The organism is Clostridium moniliforme (assembly GCF_017873235.1).
Classification (GTDB): domain Bacteria; phylum Bacillota; class Clostridia; order Clostridiales; family Clostridiaceae; genus Clostridium; species Clostridium moniliforme.
The window spans coordinates 76,622-95,916 of the sequence record NZ_JAGGJZ010000006.1; the positions used below are offsets into that span (position 1 = coordinate 76,622).

Annotated in this window: 14 protein-coding genes and 2 CRISPR repeat arrays; all 14 genes read right to left on the minus strand. The window is 24.3% G+C overall.

Going from position 1 to position 19,295, the window contains the following annotated elements; translation table 11 throughout:
• Nucleotides 1-4: 4 nt before the first annotated feature.
• Nucleotides 5-3,136 carry an ATP-binding protein gene (locus J2Z53_RS09675; RefSeq protein WP_209797291.1) on the minus strand — a complete coding sequence of 1,044 codons (3,132 nt, stop codon included), beginning with the start codon at nucleotides 3,134-3,136 and terminating at the stop codon, nucleotides 5-7.
• Between the two features lie 99 nt (nucleotides 3,137-3,235).
• Entirely contained in the window at nucleotides 3,236-4,108 is an 873-nt protein-coding gene (locus J2Z53_RS09680; protein ID WP_209797292.1) for a zinc metalloprotease HtpX, read from the minus strand.
• A 415-nt stretch (nucleotides 4,109-4,523) separates the two neighbouring features.
• A CRISPR array of direct repeats spans nucleotides 4,524-5,063; the repeat unit is 29 nt; unit sequence ATTTACATTCCATATAGTTAAGATAAAAC.
• Between the two features lie 185 nt (nucleotides 5,064-5,248).
• Nucleotides 5,249-5,512, minus strand: coding sequence for a CRISPR-associated endonuclease Cas2 (gene cas2, locus J2Z53_RS09685; protein WP_209797293.1), 264 nt, complete (start codon nucleotides 5,510-5,512; stop codon nucleotides 5,249-5,251).
• Between the two features lies 1 nt (nucleotide 5,513).
• A complete protein-coding gene (gene cas1b / locus J2Z53_RS09690) occupies nucleotides 5,514-6,497 on the minus strand; it encodes a type I-B CRISPR-associated endonuclease Cas1b (RefSeq protein WP_209797294.1) in 984 nt (327 codons plus the stop codon).
• Nucleotides 6,498-6,500: 3 nt separating this feature from the next.
• Nucleotides 6,501-7,019 (minus strand): CRISPR-associated protein Cas4, encoded by a 519-nt coding sequence (gene cas4 / locus J2Z53_RS09695; RefSeq protein ID WP_209797295.1) that lies wholly within the window; start codon nucleotides 7,017-7,019, stop codon nucleotides 6,501-6,503.
• Between the two features lie 88 nt (nucleotides 7,020-7,107).
• The gene (locus J2Z53_RS09700; protein WP_209797296.1) at nucleotides 7,108-8,046 is read right to left on the minus strand and encodes a helix-turn-helix transcriptional regulator; all 939 of its coding nucleotides are present in this window, start codon (nucleotides 8,044-8,046) and stop codon (nucleotides 7,108-7,110) included.
• Nucleotides 8,047-8,187: 141 nt separating this feature from the next.
• Nucleotides 8,188-10,425 carry a CRISPR-associated helicase Cas3' gene (gene cas3 / locus J2Z53_RS09705; protein ID WP_209797297.1) on the minus strand — a complete coding sequence of 746 codons (2,238 nt, stop codon included), beginning with the start codon at nucleotides 10,423-10,425 and terminating at the stop codon, nucleotides 8,188-8,190.
• A gap of 15 nt (nucleotides 10,426-10,440) precedes the next feature.
• Complete coding sequence (gene cas5 / locus J2Z53_RS09710; protein WP_209797298.1) at nucleotides 10,441-11,529, minus strand: CRISPR-associated protein Cas5; 1,089 nt, start codon at nucleotides 11,527-11,529, stop codon at nucleotides 10,441-10,443.
• 2 nt (nucleotides 11,530-11,531) lie between these two features.
• Nucleotides 11,532-12,419, minus strand: coding sequence for a type I-B CRISPR-associated protein Cas7/Cst2/DevR (cas7i, locus tag J2Z53_RS09715; protein ID WP_209797299.1), 888 nt, complete (start codon nucleotides 12,417-12,419; stop codon nucleotides 11,532-11,534).
• On the minus strand, nucleotides 12,412-13,764 hold the full coding sequence (gene cas8a1, locus J2Z53_RS09720) for a type I CRISPR-associated protein Cas8a1/Csx8 (protein WP_209797300.1): 1,353 nt from the start codon (nucleotides 13,762-13,764) through the stop codon (nucleotides 12,412-12,414). The genes cas7i and cas8a1 overlap by 8 nt, the downstream gene beginning before the upstream one ends.
• An 18-nt stretch (nucleotides 13,765-13,782) precedes the next feature.
• Nucleotides 13,783-14,502 carry a CRISPR-associated endoribonuclease Cas6 gene (gene cas6 / locus J2Z53_RS09725; RefSeq protein WP_209797301.1) on the minus strand — a complete coding sequence of 240 codons (720 nt, stop codon included), beginning with the start codon at nucleotides 14,500-14,502 and terminating at the stop codon, nucleotides 13,783-13,785.
• A gap of 248 nt (nucleotides 14,503-14,750) precedes the next feature.
• The gene (locus J2Z53_RS09730) at nucleotides 14,751-14,891 is read right to left on the minus strand and encodes a hypothetical protein (RefSeq protein ID WP_209797302.1); all 141 of its coding nucleotides are present in this window, start codon (nucleotides 14,889-14,891) and stop codon (nucleotides 14,751-14,753) included.
• Between the two features lie 383 nt (nucleotides 14,892-15,274).
• Nucleotides 15,275-17,006: direct repeats of the CRISPR family, unit length 29 nt; unit sequence ATTTACATTCCTTATAGTTAAGATAAAAC.
• 201 nt (nucleotides 17,007-17,207) lie between these two features.
• Nucleotides 17,208-18,575: a 23S rRNA (uracil(1939)-C(5))-methyltransferase RlmD gene (rlmD, locus tag J2Z53_RS09735; protein ID WP_209797303.1), complete on the minus strand. Its 1,368-nt coding sequence runs from the start codon at nucleotides 18,573-18,575 to the stop codon at nucleotides 17,208-17,210.
• Between the two features lie 344 nt (nucleotides 18,576-18,919).
• Nucleotides 18,920-19,285: a DUF1540 domain-containing protein gene (locus J2Z53_RS09740; protein ID WP_209797304.1), complete on the minus strand. Its 366-nt coding sequence runs from the start codon at nucleotides 19,283-19,285 to the stop codon at nucleotides 18,920-18,922.
• Between the last annotated feature and the right edge of the window lie 10 nt (nucleotides 19,286-19,295).

Consider the following 19,295-nt stretch of genomic DNA (forward strand, 5'->3'; position numbering starts at 1 on the left):
CTTTTTAATTAAAAACTACTTCATATACTAATAAAAATTTATTGTCATTTAATTCAGAAGCCCTATAGTATATTAAATACTTTGATAACTCTCGCTTAATATTATCATCATTAAACTCTGCATAATTTTCTAAATACTTGAAGAATTTATCATACCAGTTATTTATAATATTTATTTCATCACTAGATAATTGATCTTTATCAATTAAATCAACCTTTTTTAAACTTATAGGTATGATATCAAATAAATTCTTACATCCAATTAGATTTGTAATCACTTCTGAAAAATACTTAACACTTATATTAAATGGTAATATAGAGTATATATTTTTTATAAATAGTATGTATTCATTCTTTTTATCATTAGTTATATCACATCTATCTATTATCTTTATGATTTTATCTAAATTGTATTTACTATTAATAAACTGACTATATAGTTCTTTAACTATTGCACCCCTTAACTTAATAATTTGATTTTGAGTTACATATAATTCTTTTCCATTATATTCATTACTACATTTATCAATTTGAGTTAATACAGGTTCTAGCCAATTATTTTGAATTACAACAGCAGATCCAGTACTTAATTTAGCTATTTCATTTGTCTGACTTTCATTTAATGCGGCAGCTTTACCAACGGCTATACAATCATTTTGATCTGGCAATCTCATAATAATTTTTGTATTTGTATTTTTTATTGCAGATACATCTACTGCTGTTGGTGATTGATCAATAATTATAAATCCTTCCCCATATGTTCTCATCTCTGCAATAGAATTACTTATCATTTCAACAGATTTTCCTTGTAAGTTAGAACCTTCTTGACTTTGTTCTGTTGATGTTCTCTTTAAAAGATTATGTGCTTCCTCAATTACTGTTATGTGCTTTAATTGAAGATTTTCCCCTTCAGAAGTAGAAACTCTATACTCATTTAATTTCATTATTAAAATACCCATAATTAATGATTTAGTTTCCGAAGAACCAACTCTACTTAAATCAACAATTGTATTCTCATCAAATAAAATAGAATCTTCTATATCATAACTATCACAAAAAATTTGACCTGTTATCCCATTAGTAAGTGAACTTATTCTTGTAGCTAATGCACCAGTATAATCTCCTTTTGTATCTGAAGAATAACTAGATTCATTTATTATATTAGGTAAAATTGTAAGTACATCATTAAAAGTAGGATATTTATGTTTTCCATTATCTATATGAATTGAATTTATCAAATCCCATCCACAACTTATATATGTTTTCTCAATTGCTTCCTTTAGTATTGCTGGCATAGCAGCATACATTGGCCAACAAGCATTAAATATTTCTATAAGTCTATCCAAGTGTTCAAGAATATGAATTTTTTCATTAAATTTAAATGGATTTAGTTTTAACATTTTATGATATCTTGGATTTGTACAAAAAATGTTAATCCCATCTACGGATGCAAAAGCTTTCTTATATTCTCCTTTTGCTGGCTCAATAACAAGAAATTTTATATTTTTCTTTAAAAACTCTTCCAATAATTTATATGATGTATTTGACTTACCTGATCCTGTTGATCCTGTAATAAAGCAATGTGATGAAAAACTATTTAGATCTAAAAGTACATCATTATTTTCAACTAATCCCATATGCATTACTTTTCCAAGTTTAATTTTTCTATCACTACAAAGATTATTATTGTAAAAAACATTTCTTCCAAACTCAGCCATTTCAATAACAGTTACTCCTGTTATTGATTTTTGTGGTAATCCCATAATTATAGGTAATTCATTTCCACTTATTAAACTTGTAGGTGTAACATATTGTTCAGGTAAATCTAATACACTAGGTATCTTAATTTTAGGATGCATACAATATTTTAAATATCCCAAAACTTTTTTTGTATTCTCTCCATCTTTTATACTCCAAAGGTTAACAAAAGAATTTTCAACTCCAGATTGATTACCTGCCATTAAAGCCTTATATGTATTTGCTGCAACAACAGCTGTTTGTATGTCTTGTGATACAAAATAACATGAACACTCCCACAAACCAAAGGACTCACAAAGCTTTATTCTTTCCAAGTGCTCATCAATTTTTTTCATAAGATTTTGTATAGATTTATTATCAAAATTTACAGTTAAGTTTCTTGAATCCCCCTGTGTTAATGTATCTGAACTATTTGTACCACTTCCTTTAGTTTCTGCTGATCCTTCTGTAACAGATTTTGACCATGAATTACTTGAACTATATCCTTTTGTAGTACTTTCAGATTTACTTTTATTTGTTCCAACTCCACCAAAACTAAAGGAACTTCCCCGTGAAGTAGATGTTGAAAAAGAGCTTGATTCACTAGTAGAATAGCTATTAGTATTTGATATACTGTTACTTATTGATGAAGAAAAATTTTCAAACATCCCCTGAGTAACGGCCTTGCTATAATTCTCTCCATAAGCTAGCGTAACTTTACTAAAAGAAGATAATGTTGAATAAAGTTCTTCAAATCCTCTTTTTCTTTTCTCTAGAACTTCTTTGTTTAATGGTGATGCTATAAATATAGCTGTATATTCTTCCCCATTCATTGTATCTATAAACTTTTCAATACCTTGAACAAATCTATCTTTATCTTCATCTCTTCCTGAAGGCACAATAGATACAGTTGCTATACTTTTCTCAGTATTTTCAAAATTTGATGTAACTACATCATTTAATAAAAATTCTATTTGAGAATTTTTCATTCCCTCTATTTTACTTCCTGGATAATTACCCTTAATACTTTTTTCTAATATTTTTCCACAAGTTGCAGCGTTATCAATTGAACGTATTCCAAGGAAGAATTCAACTTTTTCTTTATTACTTTGAATAATTAAGATTGCTGTACTTTCTAAATTTTGAAGTGCACTATATACGCTTATTAATTTATCATTAACATTTTCTTTTGGATCATAAACTAACTTAGTTATTTTATATAACCTTAAGAAATTTGTTCTTTTCATCTCTTCATCAATTTGTAATACATCATTATTATTTAAATTAATAAGGTAATTTTTATTTATAAATTTATCAGCAAGTAAAAGCCCTTCTTCTAAAACTAAATCAGTATTTTGGGATAAGTCAATTGTGTAATTTAATTTATTGTTTTCACTCATATATTTCCTCTATTCTTAAATAATTTAAATTCATATAAAAATATAACTAAAACAATAGACCAGTTCTCATTTGAAAACTGGTCTACTTTACAAGCTAAATTATTCTCTTACATATGATGATCCTAATTCTTGAAGTCTTGCAATTCTATCATCTGAATCTGGATGACTTGAAGCAAGATTTGCCCATAATCCTTTTTGACTAGACCCATTAAATGTATCAAGGACAGCTGCTAAACTATCTCCATATCCACAATTAAATGCAAACTCATCTGCTAAATATTCATTTTGTCTACTTGAATGCATAACTAACATTGTGCCTATCTTTGTCCAAATCCACATTATTGCAACTAGAATTAAATCAATAAATATGTTATATATTATACTTCCAATACCTTCACTTGCAGCACCTAAAACGATTCCTACTATATTAATAATTACTCTATATATGATAAACATTGCTGTAACAATAAAGTTACCAATAGTTATCATAAGTATTAAATCAGTATCTTTATGTGCTAAATGTCCTAACTCATGTGCAAAAGTAGCTTTAATTTCTTCATCTGAATATCTCAAAAAACCTTTTGTTAAACATATTGTTTTTCTTCCAGTAGCAAAAGCATTTGGTGATTCATCATTACTCATAAACAATTGAACATCATCTGGAATTGAAGGACTTAACTCTTTAGCTTTAGCATAAACTTCATTAAATAATGGCTCTAATCTATTTACAAATTCTTTCCTTTTAATTTTCTTACAACCTGTTTGTAAACGTAATACCCACTCACCTACTGGTGATAATGCAACTACTAATGAAATTGCATATACTATTATGCCGACAAATATTCCTTTAATGTTATTAAATCCTTCACTAAATAAAGCAACAACTATTAATGTATTTAATATTAAATATATAAGTACACCTATATTACTTTTTTTAGTGAGATTCTTTATAAAATCAACAAAATAAGTCATCTTTCTCCCCCTATAAGTAAAATTATGTATTAAAATAATTGCCAATTATTACAGTAATAAGTTTACTACGTTAAAATTGGGAATACAATACATTTCGCATGACAAATTTCTACATCATTCCACTATAATTGAATATATTTCCTAAATATCAAATATATTGATTAAGTAAAAAAAATATTCGATTATAACGAAATTAGTTGTTTTAATCGAATATTTTTATAAAATTTATTTAATTGTATTAGATACATATTATTTATTTCATTAACTAAAATTTTCACATTATTTTATTAATATAAAAGCTGAATTTATTAAATATATAAATCAGCTTTAAATAATCTAATCTCTTTTATTAAGTTTTTATTTCTCTTTATTTTACTAATTAGTATACAAATTTTACTGAAGAACACAAATAAAAATTTACATTCCATATAGTTAAGATAAAACTTAATTGTTGTATCCATATATCTCCGACCTTTAAATCATTTAAATTCCATATAGTTAAGATAAAACCATCATGTAATGTCATTAGTTGGTAATAAGCAGTACATTTACATTCCATATAGTTAAGATAAAACAAAACGCAGACGAAACAGAAAAAGATAATATTATAAATTTACATTCCATATAGTTAAGATAAAACTAATAATATATATATAAATACTAATGCTAATAATTTATTTACATTCCATATAGTTAAGATAAAACATATATGGAAAAAAGTTTAAGTGATAGTAGAATGAAATTTACATTCCATATAGTTAAGATAAAACTTTCATAATCATAAAGATTAGTAAAATTTACATTCCATATAGTTAAGATAAAACAAGATCATTTAAACCCTGTTCTTTTGATTCATCAATAATTTACATTCCATATAGTTAAGATAAAACTTTATACTATTTAGATGAAGTTAAATTTAATCTAAAATTTACATTCCATATAGTTAAGATAAAACCCCATAAAATATTAATGCTAAAATGGCTTAACTAAGCCATCCTTATATTAATATTTTACTATATTTATAATGCTTTTGCAGTAAATCGTTAGTAATTTATTTTAATATCTTTTTATTTTATATCTAACCTATTGGTACATCTAGCTTATAATATATTTTTATTATTATTTAATCTACTGCAAAATTTATAGAAATAATTCATCATAATTTTTTTCACTACCTATAACATACTTATTTATATTTTTATTATTCTTCACCTTATAAATATATATAGAATCGTATTTTACATCTAATATTAAATCAATTTCTGATAAACATTTTCTAAGTTTTGCTCCAGTTATACTGCCTTCAAAAACTGAATTTTGTGTCCATGTAAGATACATTTTTAATTTCTTTCTTACTTTATTTACTCTCTTTTCTCCAACGTCATAAGTAATTACAACAAACATATTACCACCATGCCTTTAATCCTTTATACTCTTCATTTTCAATAAAATATTTTATTAATTTATAACACTCAAGTTTTATTAATGTTCTATATGAAACCTTTCTATTTAAAGTTCTATGTTTTATAGTTGTCATTAATTTATTTTCATATTCTCTTATAAACTTTTTCTTTCCCATATCATTTAAATAACAAAGTTCATCTTCAATAATAAAGTCTTTTAAAGTTATCATATTTTTATTAATTAATTTAAATATAATTGGATCAATAATTAGAGGTTTAAATATTTCTGCTATATCTAAACTTAATGAAAATCTTTTTGTTGAAGGCTCATGGAGATAACTAATTGTTGGATCTAATTGTGTTTTATAAATTTCTCCAAGAACAGTTGTATACATAAGACTATTTCCAAAAGATATTAATGCATTTATAGGATCTTTAGGAGGTCTTTTTTCTCTTTTATTAAATTTAAATTCTTCTTTTAAAAAATAATTTAAAGCCTCATAATAAATTTTTCTTCCTCTTCCCTCAGCACCCATAAGTTCTGTTATATCATTTGAATTATTTACATTTTCCCTTTCTATTTCTATATTTTCTATTAGTTCTTTTGGAACTTCACTATGTCTTCTTAAATTTCTTAAAATATGATGAAAAGCTGCATCTATAAAAGATTTTGCTATTTTTAATCTCTTCTTTTTATTAGAGTATGCAAGTCCTTGTTTAACTAAAAGCAATCCAGAAACATTCTTTTTTCTTGAGTAATATGTACCACTATAAAATCCATAATAATTATATATATTTATAATTACTCCATATCTTGATATATAATTTAAAAATTTTGTATTTAAATCTATTTCTCCAAATAAATGCATTCTCTCTATTTCTTCAATTGGTATAGCTTTCTTATTGTCTTCTGAATCTATAAAATATACAGTATTTTCTTTTCTCTTAAGATTTCCACTACTAAAAACATAATAATCTCTTCCCATATTTTAAACCTCCTTCACATAACAATATTCATAATAAGCACATTTTTTACAATAAGGATATTTTTTAACTTTAGGTGGATATTCAAGATTTAATATATGGTTTATATCAATTAAGGCACTTTCTATATGTTTTATATCTTCATCTGTAAGTTCTATTTCTTCAACTTTTCTTTCTTTTACGTAATTTAAAGTTCCTTTTCTTTCTATTCCCATATTTTTTAAATAATATAGATAATATAATAGTTGCATTTTATCTGATTCTTTCATTTTGCTAGTTATTTTTACCTCACTTATTTTTTTCTTATCCATAATATCAATTTTTATCATATTATCAATAAGCTTTTCTTTTTTATTTTCTTTATTTCTATAAGAACTCTCATGAACAACATTACCTTGTAATACTCTACCATTTTGATTTTCCATAGATATTCCTTTTGAAAATAACCATAGTTTTCTTTTGCATATGAAATAATAATTAAACTTTGTTCCTTGAACTTTTAGTTCATCAAATTTAAATTCCATACTAATCACTCCCATAAAATAATCCTTGATTGAATGTTATCATCAATCAAGGACATAATTGGTAATGAATTTTTATATAATATTAGTTTTATAAGTTTTCAATCATTTTTTTAAGTTCACATTTAACTTCTTTTTTAAGTATTTCAGGTTTTATAATTTTAACTGAGCTTTTCATAGAAAAAATCCATGAAATTATTTCTGGATCAATATTCATCCTTGCTTTAAATAATATTTTTCCATTATTTAATTCTTCTATTATCTGATTATCAACCCATATTCTCTCTTTTATAGTATTAGCAATTGGAGGGGTAATTTCTAGTTCTATATCATATTCTTTCCCGCCAAAAATACCTATACTATTTTTCCTATATTCAGTTATTAATTTATCTACATCATTATCAATTTTAAATCTTTTACTTGTTACTATATAATTTTTTATTCTTATTAATTTAAAAAATCTTATATCATTTCTTAATAAACATTTTGAAGCTATATACCATTCTCCTTTAAATATAATTAATTTATAAGGTTCTATTGTTCTTTTTGTATTTGCTCCATAATTTCCAGTATATTCTATTATTATTTGCTGATGATTTAATATAGCTTCATAAAAAATTTTTTTAATAGTTAAAATATCCTTATTACTTACATTAATCTTTGAATAAGGTATCATTTGTGCTGAAATATTATCTGTATCTTTTAAAATTGTGTAATTTATTTTTTCTAATGCTCTTTTTAGTTTTTCACTTTCTATATCATTATATTGACATGAATTTATATGCATTTTTAAAAGAATTATTTCTTCTTTTGTAAGCAATTCCTTAAAAGGGAAATATAAATCTATCATTTTATAACCCCCATTTGGTCCTGGAATAGACTCTATTGTAAATAATTCACTTATTGCATTTTTATATCTTAATACTTGTTTTTCTGTAACAGCTAATTTATTTGCTAAATCCTTTTTCTTAACTATATTTCCTTTTTTTAATTCAAAAAGCATTTTTAGAATATTTTCTAAATTACTCATAAACTACTCCTTTAACAAAATATTTTTTAGCTGTAATATCTTGGTTATATAAATTTACTACCTTTAGATTTAGCGTATTTTCTAATACATTTAATTTAAGCTATTTTAATCCACCTAAAACACTTATAAAATAATTCTTTATTATAAAAAATTATCATATATATTATTTTCTTTACTTCTCATAAAACCTAATTTACCGTATTCACAACTTACAACTGGAATTTTTTCATATTTACTTATTTCTATTTCTTTATATAATGCTGATCTTCCTAAAGTCTCCAAATCATATTTTCCCACTGATACAGTATAACTTTTAAGCATATCTCTAATTTTAATTTTCTCTAATCTTAATTTATTTTCGTATTCTAATTTTTCTACACCTTTATTTATTGTTTCAGACTTCATTTCCTGTAATATTATCTGAATGTCTTTTAATCTTTTTAAGTTGTTATTTATTACTTCAATATTTTCTTCATAAATTGATTTTGGCATTATATCAAAAGATACTATATTTCTAAGCTTTGCATCTTTTTTATCTATTTCATATGGTTTAATATCTTTTATCCAATCTGCAAATTCATTATATTCTTCATAATATTTACTGCCTTTTATATTTTTAGTTGTTAAGGTTCTATTTATAATTTTAACCTTTTCCTTTTCTGATAATATTCCATCTTTATTTTTTAAAGCTTCTTTTGATAATTCATATATTTTTCTATCTATAAAGCCTGTATTTCCTTTTGTTAGTATATTATCATCAACTTCTAAAAATACAAAACAGTTATGCTTTTCTACTGATTTTTCTCCTTTTCTGTTACATCTTCCTAACCTTTGAAATAATCCATTAATATCAGATAACTCTGTAAATAAATAATCAAAATCAATATCCAAACTTGCCTCTACAATTTGTGTTGAAATCCATATTCCATCTCCTTTAAAATCTGTTTTTCCAAATTTTAAAATTTCATTTTCTTTACTAGCTCTATCTTTTTTTATAAATTTACTATGAAAAATCTCTAAATTCTCTATACCTTTTTCACTTAATTCTTTATATAACTCTTGTGCCTTTTTTATTGTATTACAGACTACTAATATTTTATTACTTACTCCACTTTCCTTATTTTCTTTATATTTATTATAAATTATTTCACTATTTATTTTTGATTCGTAAGTTTTTATATTGTGTCTTTTTAAATCATTAACAAAAGTTTCTTCCTTAAAATTAAATTCATTACCTTCTCCAATTAATAAATCTTTTATAAAAGGAGCTAATGTTGCTGTTAAAATTGCAACTTTTCCACCTAAGTTAATTATACTTTTCACTCCATAAATTAAATAAGCTAATAAATCTGCACTATACATTTGTATTTCATCTATAACAACCTTTGAATATGACAATGTTGCAGCTTTCATTTCATATCCTTTATATTTTAAAACAAAGTCAAATATTTGATCTAAAGTTGCTATATTAAGTGGAATCGCTAATTGCTTTCCTTCTTTTTTATAAGTTAATATATCTATATTTTTATCACTATGCTCATTGTAATAAGAAAGTGTATCTGAATGAATTAATGCCACTTTATGTTCTATTTCATCAGTAACAATATTCTCTGAAATTCTTTTATAAATAGCATTTATTGCAGTTTTTAATGGTAAAATAAAAAATCCTTTGTTATCTCCAATCCAATGTAAACCAGCTTCAGTTTTTCCCATTCCAGTTTGTGCTACAACAATAATATTTTCATTTGAATTATTTTTACAAAACTCTTGAAGTTCATTCCAACTTGCATTTTTATTCTTAGCTTTCCAAATAGATAAAAGATTCTCTAAGCTCATATTTAAGAAATCATTCTTATATTCTATTTTTGTTCCTCCACTTGCACTAAAATCACACTTATTGACAAAACCTTTAACTAATATAGCTTCATTATCTCCTCTTATTTTACCAATTCTTTTTGGTGTAATTGGTTTTAATTTATATGTTTCAAAATCACTTAATAAATCTTCTATTAACTCTTTTTCATCTATTAATGTTTTTAAATTATCATCATAATAATAGTGATGAAATAATACTGCAAAACATACCTTATAATAGTCTTCCTTACTATCAAAATCTTTTGGATTTATAAAATAAAGAGATAGCAGATTATGAGCTATCTCCTTTTCAGTATTAAAATCTGTTCCATGTTTTATCCTATACTGAAATTCTCTATTTACTTTTCCAAAATCATGATACTCGCAAGCTATTTTCGTAAGATTTAGTATTTTTTCATCTTTTATATACCCAAGCTCCTTTAAATACTCAATATTGTTTAATAAATCATCTGTATGTTCTCTTATTGATTTATCTGGTTTAGCACTATAAATACTTAAATCCATTTTAAAACCTCCAATTTATATGAAATTCACTATATATTTATTATTATCATCTATATCAAAATAAACATTTTCTGCTGCCTTTCCTACCATATATTTTGAAATAAATAATACCTTTTTTTTATTAAAAACCCTCTTATTATCAATTATTTTATAGTCTTTATTCAAATAATACTTAGTTCCAGAACAGCATTTACTATCACTAACTTTTATAGATTCAATTACTTCTTCTTTTACTAAATTAAAATCAACATAGGCTGTATTGTAATTTATTATTTCATCTTGATCTTCAACCTCTTTAAGAAGTTCAACCATTTTGACCTCTTGTATATCAACAAAATCTTCACTTCTACCAATTGATTTTAAGTTATAAATATTTTTTTCTATATCAAGTAACGTTTCTTTGTCACTTCTTATATGAATAATTAGATTTACATTATTTAAAGTTTCATAATATTTTAATGAAGTTGTTAAACTAGCAAATCTTGAATATGGTTTTGTATAATTTTCTTCTTTAAAATTTTCAAATTCATCTTTTATATATTTTTCTTTAAGTTTAAGCTCTACTTCCATTTTCTTAATCTCTTCTAATGCAGTCTTATCCCCTTTAAGTTCTTTTTTCTTTTCAGATAAATTTTTCTTTTCATCTTTTATTAATTTTAATTTATTATCTTTTTCTTTTTTTAATGCTCCACCTATCTTTTCAGATAAATCTTTTAAATCTCTAAATTCTTGTAAGAGATGTTCATTATATACTTGTATTGTTGTTCCTTTTCTAAAGCTATTTCCTTGAGCCTTTAATGCTTTTGCAACTTTTTCATAAGACATTGATAAACTGTTTGAATTTTTGAATTTTACAAGTATTCCTCTATCATCCATAACCGTATTTAAAAAACAATAATCTGTATATGGCTCTAAAGTTAATGATTCGTAATTTCCTTGAATACTTATATCCATAGGCTTGTATCTTTTATAATTACATGCATTATGAATAGCTCCAATAACTGTTGAAAATGGTGGTAATGGATATGTCATCTTATTTAAAGAAGTTTCTTCTTTTTTATAGTTAGCACTATTTTGTTTTAAAACTATTCTTAAAGCTTCCATAATTAAATACCGTAATAATTATTTACTTCTTCTTCTAACGTAGCAAAAAATTTTCTTATACTTAAAGGACTTAATTTTTCTTTAATTTCACCTTCATTTGCTAAATTTTCTCCTTCTAATAATCCAACATAACATCCATTATTTATTCTATCTTTTAAATCTTCTGTTACTTCTAACTTATTATTTTTTACACTAACTACATTTTCAAAATAATGAGTCTTTCTATTTACAAGTCCACCAACTATAAATATTGGTTCTGAATTATCAAGATTTCCTTTTACAACTAATGATAAATTTTCTACAGCATTTAAAAGCATTTTCACTCTTGTTGCCTTTTCTTCATTACTTGCTTCTTCTGAATCGAAATTTTCATCTCTCCCTATCATTTCTAAATCAATAGTCATACTATATTGTTTTAATGATTTATCATATTCATATTGATAAGGCATAAGTCCAGCTTCTCCTGCCTTTGCTTGTAGATTTATACCATTCTTTTTAGCATAGTTTGTTGCCATATATAAGTTGTTGTGAAATCTATATTCATTAACAAATTCATTACAAGCTACTGCATCTGTTAAATAAAATGAACTATTTCTAACATAAGTATTATTGACTGTATTCATATATCCGCCTTCTAATGCTCTACAATTTGTAACATTTAAATCCTTTGATACAGCTTTTTGATTTACCTTTTTATCTATAATAGTTTCTAAATCATCATAAAGCCCACTTTGAACCATTATTCCATTTTTAAGACTTTCTCTACTTCTAGTTGCATATATTTTCCCATTTCTAAAAACTTTTTGTACTGAAGATATATTTCCAAGCCCTTCCCCATAGTTTGAAGTCATATTTGCTATAACTGTAAGTGTTAAAGACTTTTTACTCATTATTTTCTCCTCCTTCTTTATTGCTTTCATTATTTCCAAGTGAATTTATAAATGTATATGCTAAGTTTTTATTTTCCTCAAAATCATCAAATAAATCATAAGCAAAATTAAATACTATTCCAGAATAAGATGATAGTTGAAGTAGTATTTCACAAAATCTATCATAATTTTTAAAAGTTATAGAACTTATTAACTTTTGCTTGTAGCTATTTATTTTATTTGCTTCTAACGCTTTATTTACAGATTTAGCAGCAGCAAAAGCTCCTATCATTTTTTGATTCATTATATCCCCTCCATATATTAACTTATTTATATCTATAAGTATCTTTATATTGTATGAATAATTGTATTTAGTTGACTTTAATAACATTTCTATTATTGAATCTAACTTTATCTTATTTAATATACAATCAATGATATCATTTTCTAAATAATCAGGACTTTTTGGGTTTTTATCTTTATAAACTACTTTTATTCCATTATAATCTTTTATTTTACTTAATATTTCTATTGTTTCTTTTCTAAGAAAAAGAGTTTTATAATATGTTTCTTCTTGATTTTTAATAATAACTTCTACATCAAAATCAATGTATTCACTAGAATTTTTAAGTTCACCAAATAATGTATTCCTTGGATTATCACTATTTTCTATTAATGAATTACTTTTTAATAATTCTTTTATTGAGTAATTATTATTTATAAAAAATGCCTCATATGATTTAGAAAATGCAAAAGGTATGAAATCGAATACTTCATCATCTTGATAACTGAATGTATTGATATCCCAAAAATATCCTAGACTCTTTCCTTTCTTCGCCATATCAACATAATAATTAAGAATTCTGCAAGACTTACCTTCTTTTGAAAATAAAGAATTTTCATTGTTAAATTTTTTATACAATTTAAGTCCTTTTTCATATGTCTTTTTTATAAGTTCCAATCTATTTTTATTTATTAAATCTAGAATAACCCCTTTATTTCCCTCTGAATACTTAATTCCCTTGAATATACTTTTCATTGCACTATTTGCTTTTAATTTTTCATTTACTGTTTTTTCTTCTTCTTCAGTAATTTCATCTTTAGATAATATTGATTCTACATTTACATGATGCATTTCTTTTGAAAAAAATTTTTCTACAAATAATAAATAATTTTCTTCTGTTATTGCTTTACTATTATATTTTAAAACATCATCATCTATTTCATATAAATTTTGATTATCTTCAATTCCTTTTCCATGAAGATAATTAAAATATTTTATAAGTCCAACAATAGCAGCACTATATCTCCAATCATAGGCTTCTATAGAATAATCAAATTTATCTTCATTTGTAATATTTTTCATATAGTAATACACCTCCTCTTAAAATAAGTCAATATTCCCAAATCCACTTCTTCTTGCACCAACACCTAATTCCTTTAAAAGATTTAAATCTTCAGTGTTTCCAATAAGCTTAAAAATTCCAGAATAAGCTTTTATATAAATATATTCTTTTCCTGTTTTTTCTTTAAATCCTTTAATTTGTTCTTTGGCTACTATTTTTTTCATATTTAAAGGTATAAATTCTAAAGTTTTATTTAATCCATATCCTCTATATGATCTTAATATTATATCTGCATAATAGTTAAATACTTTATTATAATTTTCATCTTCAATATCTAAATCTTTTCCATCTTTATCTTTAATATAAATTGGTGATAACGTTTTAAATATTGCTTCATCTTTATTTATTTTCCTTTCCTTTTCAACATTAACGGAAAGTTTTATAAAGTCTCCATAATTCTTCATATTCATAAAACCATTAAAAAGAATCATCATAAGTTTCATATCAGCTGAAGATATTATTATCTTTACTTCTCCATTCACCTCTATATATTTTTCTTTTATTTTATAATCTCTAAAAAATGTACTAAAAGTAAATGGCTTTATCTTTTTAGACTTTTTACCATCATGAAAAAAAATACTATTAAAATATTTCTCATCAAAATCTGATAGGATTTTTTTTATCATACTTAATATAAACATCCTATAACCAATTTGAATCTTATTTCCTTTCATTCTTCCTGTAATAGAAATTTTCATCACGCACCTCCTATACTATATAATTAAATTTTTTTACTTTTTTGAAATTTTGTCAATTTACTTTATAATTAAATTTTAATCTTAATTAGTGACATATTTGGTCCATAATTATTTTTTTTATAATTATTTTTTAAATTTTTACTCAAAATATAATATTATACAAATGTTAATTATGATAAATTTAGTTAGTTGCATAATAATGAGCTTTTATTATGCAACTAAATTAATAGTTAAATCTATTAATTATATTATATCAATTTATTTTCTTTTAATAATTTCCATGCAAAAGATCTAGAAACATTAAAATGCCTAGCAACTTTAGATATATTTTTATTATCATTATTTTTAAATTTTTCTATTATTTTCTTTTTCTTTTCAATAGAGATCATATAACCACTTCCTTTCAATATAAAATATCACCGGTGTATTTTTATTATATTTCAAATTATTATAATTTAAAAATTCTAATTTCTGTTTAAATTTGTTTATTATTGTTTATTATTAGTTTTATAATAATATATCTTATATTTCCTCATATTTCATTTAAAATAATACCACTTTTAAAAAATAAAGTGCTGAAATATTTAAATCAGCACTTTAAATTTCCTTATAGTTAAGATAAATATGTTTTATTTTATAAATTTAAAAAATCACATTTACATTCCTCACAGTTAAGATAAAACTAACATAATAAAATTATGTCTATAATAATTTTATCACATTTATATCACTTATGTTTAAGAGAAATTATAGTATTTAATATATCTCTAAAATTTATATTCATTATAGTTAAGATAAAACCCATAATTAGTAGCGATAGAAAAGTCTACAGTTCCATTTACATTCCTTATAGTTAAGATAAAACGGAGAAAGAAAAGAGAACATATTAAAGATAGAGATAAATTTACATTCCTTATAGTTAAGATAAAACAAATCGAAAGAAACTGGAATAGCTCAAAGTGCATTAAATTTACATTCCTTATAGTTAAGATAAAACTAATAATTCGTTGTAATACATTCCCTTAGTGTTAAAATTTACATTCCTTATAGTTAAGATAAAACTATTAGCAAGTTCAACTGTATCTTTATTGTGATCCTGATTTACATTCCTTATAGTTAAGATAAAACATTATATGGATTTAGCATATAGATGTCAACAAGCCAAATTTACATTCCTTATAGTTAAGATAAAACCTCATTGTAGATTTCATCCTTGTCTATGTCTGCTCCATTTACATTCCTTATAGTTAAGATAAAACAGGCTTATGTTAGATAGTTTCCAAGCCTATAATAGGATTTACATTCCTTATAGTTAAGATAAAACTATTATTCCTATTATAATTAATAATATTGCCACACAATTTACATTCCTTATAGTTAAGATAAAACTTAAATCAGATTCTTTTGATTGTGATATTCAACCTAATTTACATTCCTTATAGTTAAGATAAAACGAGGACAAAGATAAACATAATTACCATGTTAAGATGAATTTACATTCCTTATAGTTAAGATAAAACTTTATCGTGATGATATTTACTTACAGATTAAAGTAGTATTTACATTCCTTATAGTTAAGATAAAACAAAAGTGGAAGGAGAATATAGCTCTTATTTAGTTGAATTTACATTCCTTATAGTTAAGATAAAACTCTAGTAATATTTCCTTTAGCTCCTTCTCTAACCATATTTACATTCCTTATAGTTAAGATAAAACGTAAATTAAATCTTATAAAGCTGTGTTATGAACATCATATTTACATTCCTTATAGTTAAGATAAAACGTAGAGCAGATGAAGAAATGGAAAAAACTTTAGGCGAATTTACATTCCTTATAGTTAAGATAAAACTTGCATAAAGTATTGCCACTACGATAGTTAAAGTTTCATTTACATTCCTTATAGTTAAGATAAAACGTTGATGATGTAAATAAACCATTGTTAAATTCTATATTATTTACATTCCTTATAGTTAAGATAAAACCCCTATTAATGAGGATATACTTTCAAAAGGTTTGTTATTTACATTCCTTATAGTTAAGATAAAACACTATAAAAGAAAACCTAAAAAGCAGAAAATTTCTAAATTTACATTCCTTATAGTTAAGATAAAACCTGTAGCTGTTGTTGCTACTGCTGTTCCTGTTAAATTTACATTCCTTATAGTTAAGATAAAACTAGATGATGGAAGTACAAATGAAATAATAGCATTTGAATTTACATTCCTTATAGTTAAGATAAAACATTGTATTAATTCTCTTTCATTTATTTTTAAAATAATATTTACATTCCTTATAGTTAAGATAAAACAAAAGTGTAAGTAAATTTGCATTATCTTTAAGTAAAATTTACATTCCTTATAGTTAAGATAAAACCTATAAAAATAATGGTTTTTTTGGTTCTTCTTTTTTATTTACATTCCTTATAGTTAAGATAAAACCTAAGGCGGGGGATTTAGTTTTTATGCACTTTAAAAAATTTACATTCCTTATAGTTAAGATAAAACCCCAAAAATCTTATATTAAAGAATAGCTTATTTAAGCCATCCTTTATATTAATATTCTACCATATTTAATATTCTTTTGCAGTAAACCTTAAGTAATGCATTGGAAATATAATCCTTATCACTTCTAATCTGTTAATTTACAATGCCTAGAAAGCATTCCTTTAAAAAATCGATCTACTGCACTAATATTTTTCATAAAATTTATTTTAAGTTAAGTAAAGCTACATTCTCCACATGACTAGTCTCTGGGAACATATCAACTGGCTGTACCATTACAGTTTCAAAACCCTCATTCTCTAATATTTTAAGGTCCCTAGCCAAAGTACTTGGATCACAAGAAACATAAACCACCCTCTTAGGTTTAACTCTAGAAATAGCCTTAAGAAGTTTAATATCACATCCCTTTCTTGGTGGATCTACTACAATAACATCAGCCTTTACTCCATCATCAATAAGCTTTGGAATAACCTCTTCAGATTTTCCTACAAAGAACTCAGCATTTTTAACATTATTCATCTTTGCATTTTCCCTTGCGTTAACTATTGCAGGTTCTATTATTTCAACTCCATAAACCTTCTTAGCCTTTTGTGATAAGAAAAGTGTTATTGTTCCTGTACCACAATAGGCATCAAAAACTGTTTCATCTCCAGTAAGTCCTGCATATTCTAAAGCCTTTCCATATAAAACCTCTGTTTGTGTAGGATTAACTTGGAAAAATGAAAGAGGTGATATATTAAACTTAAAGTCTCCTATATAATCTTGTATATAGTCATCTCCCCATAATGTATAGCACTCTGGAGTAAGTATTACATTTGTATCTTTAGAATTTACATTAAGTACTATACTCTTTAATCCTTTTATTTTTAATTCTAATTTTTCTATTAATGGGCTTAAATTTTTTAATTCTTTTCTAGTTGCAACTAATACAACCATAACTTCTCCAGTTTTAAAGCCCTTTCTTACCATTATATGTCTTAAAAATCCTTGTTTATCAAACTTTCCATCTACAAAGGCTGGCTTTATTTTATATTCTTCTATCCAATCTTTAAATATCTTTATTATTTCATCAGCTTCTTTTGTTTGTATTATACATTTTTCAATATCTATAATATTATGACTTCTTGAAGCATAAAATCCAATGGATATTTTTCCATTAACCATTCCAACAGGTAGTTGAACCTTATTTCTATAATTATATGGATTATACTCCTTTCCTAAAGGATATTTAACTAAGTCTTCTGAAAGCCCACCTATCTTTTTTATACAATCTTTAACTCTTTCCCATTTAAAGTTAAGTTGTGTTTTATAATCCATGTGTTGAAGAGTACATCCTCCACATCTTTTAAAATATTTACACTTAGGTTCCACTCTTCCTTCTGATTTTTCTAGTACTTCTATAAGTTTTCCATAAGCAAAGTTTTTCTTAACCTTTACTATTTTTACTTTTACTTTTTCATTCTTTAAGGCACCTTCTATAAAAATTGGGTATCCTTCTATTTTTGCAATACCTTCTCCTTCGTAACCTTGATCTATTATATCTAAAATATATTCATTATTCTTTACAACCATTTATCTCACCTTTTCTTATGATGTAATATCGATTAATTATATCATATATTAAAAAAAAGACTACTGATATAGTCAGCAGTCTATAAATTTAAATATTAACTAATGTATTTAACAATTTTTTATTTTTGATGAAATTAATATAACTCCACCAATTCCTATAAGTACAGCAGCGCTTAATCCTAGTAATTTGGTAGCTTTTTTCTTGTTACAGCATACTAAACATTTCATATTGCTCCACCTCATTTTATAAATTATTATCTTATAGTTATGTTTTACTATATATTATGATTTTATCCTTTTTTAGCTATAATAATCTATAGTATTAAAAGATTTTTAAGGTTATTTTAATATGATTCTACGAAAGTTTCACATTGTGTTTTAAAGTTTTCCTTTGAATTATTTGAAACTATCATTAAATTTAATGCTTCACATTTTCCATTTCCATTATAGAAACAGCTTCTTGCATTACAAGCTACATTCGGACTCATCTTTATTTCATCATTTCCACTCATTATTTGCATTATCTCTCCAATAAAATCTGTATTTCCTACAGCTTTTATTTCATTTACTAATGTATCTACTTTAAAGTTAGTACAATAAGTTTGATCTGATGTATACGCTCCCTCTCCGTCTATTAATATATATTCAGCACCACATAATCCACCTTCATTATTAACACAATTATAAGCTGTACATCCTAATTTATTCATTAAATCACAC